The organism is Escherichia sp. KCJ4928 (assembly GCF_004352695.1).
Classification (GTDB): Bacteria; Pseudomonadota; Gammaproteobacteria; order Enterobacterales; family Enterobacteriaceae; genus ECMA0423.
Genome location: NZ_SJWV01000700.1, coordinates 1 through 312 on the forward strand (window position 1 = coordinate 1; position 312 = coordinate 312).

The window sequence follows — 312 nt, forward strand, 5'->3', positions numbered from 1 at the left end:
TCAACGGTGAAAACTGGTTTGACCGCACTGTGAGTGCTGATGCCGCAGGTATCATCCTGACTTCCCTTGTGATTAACCGCCAGTTGTGGCTGTACCACGACAGCGGGGATGCGGGACTGACACACCTGTACCGGATGCGCGATGCGCAGTTGTGGAGCCACATCGAATTTCACCCCGAATGCAACGCGATTTACGCGGCACTGGACTGATTAACGGACGGGGCGGCAATGCCGCCCCTGTAAAGGAGACGAGAACATGTACTGTACTGTTAAAGAAATTATCCGCGAAGTGCTGGATACAGACGTGCCGGAC

1 protein-coding gene is annotated in these 312 nt (G+C 54.8%); it reads left to right on the forward strand.

What is annotated here, in order from left to right:
- Positions 1 to 209 (forward strand): antirestriction protein (locus E0D98_RS26320; RefSeq protein WP_097454363.1); only part of this gene is annotated, 209 nt, incomplete at its 5' end.
- Positions 210 to 312 lie beyond the last annotated feature (103 nt).